We start from the raw sequence: 6689 nt of genomic DNA, 5'->3' as shown, positions 1-6689 counted from the left end.
CGAAGAGACCTTCGGCCACCGGGTCGGCCAGGTCGACCTCGATGAGCGCGACGTCGACGGCACGGTCGTCCACGGCGATCCGGGTGTAGTCGCCGCGGCGGTACTCCACCAGCCTCGAGCCCTGGCCGAGAGCAGCCAGGACCTGCGCCTGCGTGGGCCGCTCCACCTCGGCCTCGCCGGCGTAACCGAACTCCTGCGGCGAGGGCGGCTGCCGGTCGATCCGGAGGCCGGTGAACTCCAGCATCGCCTCGGCCGACCCCATCGTGCGGTCGATCCCCTCCACCTCGTCGACGTCGACCGTACGGACGAGGACCGCGAGCACGGTGACGGCGAGCACGGGCAGCGCGACCATCAGGAGCACCAGCAGGGAGCGCGCCTTGTGGCGCAGCCCGTCGCGGGTGGCGATCCGCAGCGCGGGGAGCCAGGCGCTCATCCGAGGACCTCGGCGCCCAGCAGCGAGTCGGGGGTCGAGCCGGAGTCACCGTCGACGACGACGCCGTCGCGGAGGTAGACGACCCGGTCGGCCCAGGCGGCGTGGCGCGCCTCGTGGGTGACCAGGACGCCGGCCGCGCCGTTGTCGCAGATCTCGCGCAGCAGCCGGAGCACGCCCTCGCCGGTCTCCGTGTCGAGCGCGCCCGTGGGCTCGTCGGCCAGGACCAGGCGGCGCTCGCCGACGATGGCCCGGGCGATGGCGACCCGCTGCTGCTGCCCGCCGGACATGTCGTCGGGGTACCGGTCGGCCAGGTCGGCCAGACCGACCCGCTCGAGGGCGGCCACGGCGTCGGCGCGCGCGTCGCGGGCACGCTGGCCGTCGAGCTCGCGCGGCAGCGAGACGTTCTCGGCGGCGGTGAGCGCGGGGATGAGGTTGTAGTCCTGGAAGACGTACCCGACGGCGTTGCGACGTACGCGCGCCAGGCCGGTGCCGTCCAGGGAGCCCAGCGCCGTGCCGGCGACCGTGACCTCCCCTGCGGTCGGCCGGTCGAGGCCGCCGGCGAGGTTGAGCAGGGTGGACTTGCCGGACCCGCTCGGCCCCATCACGGCGACGAGCTCGCCGCTGGCCACGCTGAGCGAGACCCCGCGCAGCGCGTGGACCTCGGTGGCACCCTGGCCGTGGGTGCGGATGACGTTGTCGAGGTGCAGTACGGCGTTCATCGTGCCTCCGGGTCGTTCTCGGGCGAGGTGCTGAGGGTGGCGCTGGGCCTGGTCGGGGTGGTCGGGCTGGGCGAGGCGGGAGCGACCTCGCGGCGGCTGGCGGCGATGCGGCGCAGTCGGGTGTCGCAGTGGTCGAGCCAGCGCAGCTCGGCCTCGGTCTCGAAGACCAGGGAGTCGAGGACCAGGCTCCACGCCAGGTCCGGGGCGGCGGTCGCGTCGACCCCGGCCTTGCGCTTGAGGCGGGTGTACTCCTGCAGGGCGGCCATCGTGGTCGCCCGCTGGCGCTGGATCAGTACGCCGACGTCGACGCCGGGCAGGGTGACGGCGATGGCGAGCTTGATCGCGAGCTCGTCGCGTTCGGGCTGCTCGCGGGGCACGGGGGTGGCGAACCAGTCGGCCACCTCCGTACGCCCCGCGTCGGTGAGCTCGTAGCTCACCTGCCGGTCGGACTCCCCACCGTCGGCACCCCCGTGGTCGACGGCGGCGACGAGTCCGTCGCGGCTGAGGCGGCCCAGCGTCGTGTACACCTGGCCGACGTTGAGCGGCCACGTGGCGCCCGTGCGTTCCTCGAACTCCTGCCGGAGCTGGTACCCGTACTTGGGCCCCTGCTCCAGCAGGGCCAGCATCGCGTGCCTGATCGACATCGGCATCCCCGTCATCGGTGTCCGCGGCGGCGGGAGCCGTGCGTGACGGGATATGTATACCGCGTATGCATACCCGGTATCCAGTCGGACACGCCGAGACTTTCCTGCTGGGGCCCGTACGGAGCGCAGGAGATCCCTAGGCTGGGCCAACTGACGACAGTGAGGACGAGAGATGAGCGGTACCGACGACACGCCCGACAACACCTCGCCCGACCCCGGCGACGGCGGCAACCCCCTGCAGCCGGGCGGGCAGGAACCTCCGGGCTACGGGCAGCAGCCGCCCTCGTACGGACAGCCGTACGGGGGGTCGTCCTACGGGGAGCAGCCGCCCGGCGGCGGCGGTCCGTACGGGGCGGGGCCGTACGGCACACCCTCTCCGACCGGCCCGCAGCCGTACGCCGTGGGCGAGGCGATCGGGTACGGCTGGCGGAAGTTCACGGAGAACGTGGGCCCGATCCTGCTGCTCATGGTCATCTGGCTGGGAGCCTCGATCGCGGTCAGCATCGTCGTCGGCCTGGCCACCGGCGGGGCGTCGGCGTCGCTGACGATGGGCGTGGGCGACGACAACTGGAGCACGAGCGTCAACCCGTTCGGCGGAATGAACTTCCTGGCCAGCGGCATCGAGTACGCGGCCACGCTCGCGATCAGCCTGGTCGGACAGGCCGTCGTCACGAAGGGGGCGCTCGGCCTGACGCAGGGACGCGCCTTCCAGCTCGAGACGGCACTGGAGGGCCTCAACTGGGGTCAGCTGATCCTGGCGACGCTGATCCTGTCGGTCGCCACGTCGATCGGCTTCATGCTGTGCTTCCTGCCGGGCCTGGTGATCGCGCTGCTGACGATGTTCACGCTGCACTTCATCATCGACAAGAACCTCGACGCGCTCGCGGCCATCAAGGCCAGCTACCAGTTGGTGACCGGCCGGCTCGGCGACTCCGTGCTGCTGGCCGTCGTCGGCTTCCTGGTCGTACTCGCCGGCCTGGCTGCGTGCTGCATCGGCGTGGTCGCGGCCCTGCCCGTCGTGGTCATCGCCACCGCGTTCACCTTCCGCAGGTTCCTGGACGAGCCCGTCGCTGCCTGAGGCCGTCCGCGGCTTGGTGGTCGGGGTGCGTCATACGTTTCGCGGGTCTCGGGTGCCTGCGTCATGCGGATCCGTACCTATAGGTGCGGATCCGTATGACGCAGCGACGCCCCGGGATGGGTACGTATGACGGAACCCTCCGACGCGTCGGTTCGTATGACGCAGCGACACCCGGGGACGGGTACGTATGACCCCCACCCGCCACGCATGAAGCGCCCGACGCACCCGACGCACCCGACGCACCCGACGCCTACGGCACCACGGTCAACGCGATCTGCGCCCGCGCGGCGGGGTCCAGCCACACCCGTCGTGCGCGGAGCAACCGCCACGACGACCACGCCACGAACGGCAGCGCAACAGCAACCGTCAGCCACCACGCCCCGACCATCCCCAGCCCGCCGAACAGCAGGCCGGTCAACGTCGTGGTCAGGGACAGCTTGGCGGCGTACCCGAGCATCTGCGCCGGAGGCGCCGGGGTGGCGCGCGGCGAGGACAGGTTCACGGCGTGCGGGCGACGTACGGACCAGTGCATCGAGGTCGCGACGACCTGCAGCACCACCACCCCGGTCAGCACGAGCAGCGCGAAGGCGTACGAGAACGGCGGGACGCCGTTGCGCAGGCTCGCCATCAGCACGGTCAGACCGGCCACGGCGAGCAGGGACTCCGCGACCACCCGGGTACGGGCGGCGAAGGTGACCCGCGGGTCCACCGGCAGCGTCTCGCGCCACACGGCCCCGCGGCCGTCCAGGCACCAGGCGTTGACGCCGAAGAGCAGCGCACCACCGCTGGCGGCGAGACCGGGGAGCACCATCACCTGGCTCCAGTCCATGTTGCCGATCACCGCGACCAGCCCGGGCCCGATGCCGAGCACCAGGAAGCCGCGCCGCATGCCGACCGAGCGCCACACCGAACCGCGGTCCAGACGCCGCACCATCGCCGACTCGGGCGAGGAGAAGCGCGGCACCGGCACCGCGCGGGCCGGGTGGACGCCCGACTCCACGCGCAGCTCCTCGCGCGGCGGCAGCGACAGCGCCCAGCGCGCGGTGTACCCGCCGACCACCACGGCGACGGCCGTGACGGCGAGCAGCACGACCACGCCCAGCCACCAGCGGTCCGTGCCGAGCAGGTCGACCAGACGTACGGTCCACAGCGACTCCGCGAGCCGCGCGAGCCAGCCGGTCGCCTGCAGACCCACGGCGGCCGCCGCGAGCAGCACCCCGGCCACCCGGGTCGCGCCGATGCCGTACGGAAGGCGGCGCACGCCCTCCACGACCCAGCCGAGCGCCTGCGCCATCGCGGTCGCCGCCACCACCCACGCGCAGACCAGCGCCTGGGCGCCGAGGACGGGACCGTCGCCGACGGCGAACGCGGTCACCGCCAGCAGCGCCCACCACTGCAGCAGCCACACGAGGTTCAGGGGCGCGAGCAGCAGCGACCCGAGGTGCTCGGTGAACGAGCTCACCGGGTGCGGCCACGCCTGGTCGCGGGGCAGCAGCTCGCGACCGCCTCCCCCGCCCAGAGAGGCGCCCAGCGCCATCAGGAAGAAGACCGGGAACGCGTACACGAGCGTGAGGCGGAGATCACCGACCGCGCCGGTGAGCAGCGAGGAGTCGGTGTCCGCCAGGACCGGGGTCCACGCGAACAGGGCGGTGAGACCGATCAGCAGGGCCAGGCCGATCCGGACCGCCCGGGGGTGCCGTACGGTCGCGCCGTTGAAGGCGAGCAGGTGCCGCAGGTCGCGGAGCGCGTCGACCCACGCGGCGACGACGCCCGGGCGCCACCGTTCGAGGGACGTCGGCGCCGGGGCCGTACGGGCCTCAGTCGAGGAGGGCACGGTACGCCTCGCCCGTCAGCTCGGCGGCCGCCATCGCCGCCACCCGGCTGCCGCCGCGCAGCACGACCGCGGTCGAGCAGGCCTCGAGCGCGAGCTCGCGCAGGTGCGTGGAGAGCAGGACGCAGGCGCCGCGGGCGCGGGCGTCGGCGACGACCTCGAGGGTCGCCTCCACCCCGACCGGGTCGACCCCGTCAAAGGGCTCGTCGAGCAGCAGCACGTCGGGGCGGTGCAGGGCGGCCAGCACCACCGACAGGCGCCGGCTCATGCCGTGGCTGAACCCGCCGGTGACGCGGTGCGCGACGCCGCCGAGCTCGAACCGTTCGAGGAGGTCGCGCGCCTCGCCCTCCCAGTCGTCGATCCGGCGCAGCCGGGCGGAGAGCTGCAGGTGCTCCCAGGGCGTGGCGCGCGGCACCAGACCGCCCACGTCGGGGCAGTAGCCGATCGCGCGCTTCACCGCGAGCGGGTCGACGCTGACGTCGTACCCGGCGACCTCGACGTGGCCGGCGGTGGGCGGTACGACGCCGGCCAGCACCTTCATGGTGGTCGACTTGCCGGCGCCGTTGCGGCCGAGCAGGGCGGTGGACTGCCCGGCGTACGCGGTCAGGGCGACGCCGGAGACGGCCTCGACGTCGCCGAACCGGACGTGGAGGTCGTCGACGAGGACTGCGGGGGAAGTCACCGGACGATTCTGCCGCCGAGTCGCCGCTCGCACAGGCGAATCGGCCACCCCTTCCCTAGTAACGCGCAGTTATCTGTCGGAAGGCTGGTCAATTGCACGACGGTCGTACAGATAACTGCGCGTTACTAGGGGCTAGGGGCGGGGCGAGCCCAGCGACGACTACGTCCGGCGGGCGATCCCGTTGGTCCCGGTCCACGCGCCGAGCGCCTGCGGGCCGATCAGCAGGAGCACGCCGGCCGCACCCGGTCAGGGCACACTGGGCGCATGTCGCCGCATCGGGTCGCCCACCGGATCCTCGAACGGGCAGGGACGTCGGCGCTGGTCGGGGCGCTCGTGGTCGGGGCGCTCGTGGTCGGGCTCGTCGCGTGCACGGGCGGGGCGCCGGACGCCGGGACACCCTCGCCGGGAACCTCGGCCCCACCCTCCACCTCGACGGGCACGTCCGACCCGTCCCCCTCGCCGGCACCCGACCCGGTCTCCGTGCTCGGCGTCGCCGCCCAGACCCACACCGGCGACCGGCTGCGGCTCGGGACGGTGCGCGAGCAGACCGCAGCGTTCACCTCGTACGACGTCACCTACCGGGTCCGCAGCACCGGACCCGGCGCCACCGGCAGGGCGTTGCGCGTCTCCGGCGTCCTCAACGTCCCCCGCGGCGACGGTCCGTTCCCCGCGGTCGTGCTCGCGCACGGCTACATCGACCCGTCGGTGTACGAGTCCGGCCAGGGCATGACCCGCGAGCGCGGCTTCCTCGCCGAGCGGGGGTACGTCACCCTGCACGTGGACTACCGCGGGCACGCAGGCTCCGATCCCGACCCGACCGGCGGCGCGGACGTACGGCTCGGGTACGCCGTCGACGTGATCGGCGCCGTCGGGGCCCTCCGCGCGGCGGACCTGCCGGTCGACGACGAACGGGTCGGACTCTTCGGGCGTTCGATGGGTGGCGGCGTCGTGCAGAAGGTGGCTGCCATCGCCCCCGGTCTGACCGGTGCGGTGGTCGCCTGGGCCGCCGTGTCGTCGCTGGAGGCGGAGAACGTCGACCAGTTCATCCGCGACGACCCGGCCCGCGTGGCGCTGCTGCGCGCGAGCGTGGGGCTGCCCGAGGACGACCCGGCGTTCTGGCGCGGCGTGTCAACCCGCCCCGTCCTCGACCGGATCACCGAGCCAGTCCTGTCCGTCCACGGCCGCCTCGACGAGACCTGCCCGCCGCGGTGGGCGCGGGCGACCCAGCGCGCGATGGTCGCGGCCGACGTCGACGCCGAGCTGGCCTGGTACGACGACGGGCACGCCTTCGGGCCCGCGTTC

At 73.4% G+C, this 6689-nt stretch carries 7 protein-coding genes; 2 read left to right on the top strand and 5 right to left on the bottom strand.

The window, feature by feature from the left end:
* The 3 genes from ACI379_RS13665 to ACI379_RS13655 all read right to left on the bottom strand — a co-directional run.
* On the bottom strand, nucleotides 1–433 hold a 433-nt coding region (locus ACI379_RS13665), incomplete at its 3' end, for a hypothetical protein (RefSeq protein ID WP_439792644.1).
* A complete protein-coding gene (locus tag ACI379_RS13660) occupies nucleotides 430–1152 on the bottom strand; it encodes an ABC transporter ATP-binding protein (protein WP_439792643.1) in 723 nt (240 codons plus the stop codon). The genes ACI379_RS13660 and ACI379_RS13665, both read right to left, overlap by 4 nt.
* The gene (locus tag ACI379_RS13655; RefSeq protein WP_439792642.1) at nucleotides 1149–1796 is read right to left on the bottom strand and encodes a PadR family transcriptional regulator; all 648 of its coding nucleotides are present in this window, start codon (nucleotides 1794–1796) and stop codon (nucleotides 1149–1151) included. Before ACI379_RS13655 ends, ACI379_RS13660 begins: the two co-directional genes overlap by 4 nt.
* A 172-nt stretch (nucleotides 1797–1968) precedes the next feature.
* Here ACI379_RS13655 and ACI379_RS13650 point away from each other — a divergent pair, with 172 nt between their 5' ends.
* Nucleotides 1969–2874, top strand: coding sequence for a hypothetical protein (locus ACI379_RS13650; protein WP_439792641.1), 906 nt, complete (start codon nucleotides 1969–1971; stop codon nucleotides 2872–2874).
* Between the two features lie 250 nt (nucleotides 2875–3124).
* On the opposite strand, the gene ACI379_RS13645 is transcribed toward ACI379_RS13650, so the two are convergent.
* Both ACI379_RS13645 and ACI379_RS13640 read right to left on the bottom strand, forming a co-directional pair.
* Nucleotides 3125–4708 (bottom strand): hypothetical protein, encoded by a 1584-nt coding sequence (locus tag ACI379_RS13645; RefSeq protein WP_439792640.1) that lies wholly within the window; start codon nucleotides 4706–4708, stop codon nucleotides 3125–3127.
* Complete coding sequence (locus ACI379_RS13640) at nucleotides 4692–5387, bottom strand: ABC transporter ATP-binding protein (protein ID WP_439792638.1); 696 nt, start codon at nucleotides 5385–5387, stop codon at nucleotides 4692–4694. Before ACI379_RS13640 ends, ACI379_RS13645 begins: the two co-directional genes overlap by 17 nt.
* A gap of 264 nt (nucleotides 5388–5651) precedes the next feature.
* Here ACI379_RS13640 and ACI379_RS13635 point away from each other — a divergent pair.
* A partial coding sequence (locus tag ACI379_RS13635; protein ID WP_439792637.1) for an alpha/beta hydrolase family protein occupies nucleotides 5652–6689 on the top strand: 1038 nt, incomplete at its 3' end.

This window comes from Nocardioides sp. (genome assembly GCF_051876515.1).
Classification (GTDB): domain Bacteria; phylum Actinomycetota; class Actinomycetes; order Propionibacteriales; family Nocardioidaceae; genus Nocardioides.
The sequence above is the reverse complement of the archived record's forward strand: the minus strand, read 5'-3'. Positions and strand labels throughout refer to the sequence as shown.

Coding starts and splice junctions, on each gene's coding strand:
- ACI379_RS13660 (WP_439792643.1), bottom strand. CDS start 1,152: ATGAACGCCGTACTGCACCTCGACAACGTCATCCGCACCCACGGCCAG.
- ACI379_RS13655 (WP_439792642.1), bottom strand. CDS start 1,796: ATGTCGATCAGGCACGCGATGCTGGCCCTGCTGGAGCAGGGGCCCAAG.
- ACI379_RS13650 (WP_439792641.1), top strand. CDS start 1,969: ATGAGCGGTACCGACGACACGCCCGACAACACCTCGCCCGACCCCGGC.